Genomic DNA, 1642 nt, shown 5'->3' with positions numbered 1-1642 from the left:
GTCCTCGGCGCGCTGATGGCCTTCGGGTCGGGCTCCATGATCGCCGCGGTGTCCCTCGAGTTGTTCGAGCCCGCCTTCCTCCGCGCAGGCGTGCTCGTCGCCGGCACTGCCCTGTTGCTCGGCGCGGGCTTCTATGTGCTGGCCGACCATCTCGTCGAGGCCAGGCTCGGCTCCCGCGCGATCGGCTGGGCGCTGTTACTCGGCGTCGTGCTCGACGGAGTGCCGGAGAGCAGCGCACTCGGCGTCTCGCTCGGCGGCGGGGCGGGGATCGCGCTGTTGGTGGCCATCGCGATCGGCAATGTGCCCGAGGCGATCAGCGGTGCCGCGCTCATGCGGGAACGCTCGAAAGCCCCCACGGCGGCGCTGCTGGGGCTGTGGGCGGCGATCACCGCCGTGCTGGTGGCGGTGACGGTGCTGGGTCACGTGCTCTCGGAGGAACTCACCGACACGCACGTGGCCACGGTGCAGGCCTTCGCGGGCGGCGCGACCATCGCGGTGCTCGCCGACTCGCTCATGCCGGAGGCCTATCGCGAGGGCGGCTGGTGGATCGGAATGGCCACCGCCGCCGGATTCCTGGTGTCCTTTCTGCTCGCGTGACAGCGGACTGTGCCGTGGGTAGCGGTATCGACGCCGGTGACATACGCTTTCGCGCGGAGCAGACCGCCGCATGGAGGAAAGATTGACCACTCCGAGTACGCCGGAGGGCGGTGCGGACGGAACCGATGTTCGGCGCACAGTGTCGTTGACGCAGCTCGTGCATCTGATGGCCGAATATCTCGCCCTCGGCGCGCACCGGCAGACATTTCTCGCCGCCCCCATCAGCGACACCTTCGTGCGCGGTTGCGGAATCATCGCCGCGTGCCTCGGCGCGGTCGCGATCATGACCGCCGCCGTCGGCGCGGTCGGCGGCGGCGTCGCGGTCGCGGTGGTCGCGCTGATCCCCGCGGGCCTGGCGCTGTATCGCGGTCACCTCAACAACCGCAATCGCGCCGCCCGCCTCGACCTGTTCGACCACGGCATGACCGTCTACCGCAAGGGCGAGCGGGTTGCCGGATTCCGCTGGGACACCGTGCAGGTGCGCCAGCAGGCCATTCCGTTCCAGTCCACCGCGCTGGTGGAATACGCGCTCGAGGTCTCCGGTCCCGACGGTTCCAGCGCCCGTTTCGACGAACACACTTTCGTCGAGGGCCGGGATTGGGCCCGCGCCATTCAATCCGCGGTGACCGCCACCCAATTGCCGCGCGCGGTCGCCACCATCGACGAAGGCGACACCGCGCAATTCGGCGCGATCGGATTGAACCTCGACGCGCTCGTCCACGACGGAAAACCCTATTCCTGGGACAACATCCAGCTCATCGACGCCCGTAGCGGACTGGTGCGCATCAAGTACGACGGCACCTGGATTTCCCTCTGCCCGGTCGGCGACATCCCGAATTTCTACATCTTCAACGAACTCGCCGAACGCCTGCGCCTTCCCGCCACGGCCTGAGCCGAGTCGGCCTTCCCGCCACGGCCCGAGCCGAGTCGGAGGCCGCCACCCGGCCCGGTCACCACGCCCGAACCGGACTCCGGCACGCCCCGGAAAGGCCGGGGGGGGGGGGCCCCGGCGGGGGGGGGGGGCGGGCGGGGGGGGGGGGGGGGG

2 protein-coding genes are annotated in these 1642 nt (G+C 70.2%); both read left to right on the top strand.

Annotation, left to right across the window (positions count from 1 at the left end):
* Positions 1–597: ZIP family metal transporter (locus QH283_RS29200; protein WP_280506143.1), on the top strand; the 597-nt coding region annotated here is incomplete at its 5' end.
* A gap of 139 nt (positions 598–736) precedes the next feature.
* Entirely contained in the window at positions 737–1489 is a 753-nt protein-coding gene (locus QH283_RS29195) for a DUF6585 family protein (RefSeq protein WP_280506142.1), read from the top strand.
* Positions 1490–1642 lie beyond the last annotated feature (153 nt).

Origin of the sequence: Nocardia farcinica, assembly GCF_029867845.1 — a bacterium.
Classification (GTDB): domain Bacteria; phylum Actinomycetota; class Actinomycetes; order Mycobacteriales; family Mycobacteriaceae; genus Nocardia; species Nocardia farcinica_A.
Note: the sequence above shows the minus strand (reverse complement) of the source record. Positions and strands in the feature narration are given on the sequence as shown.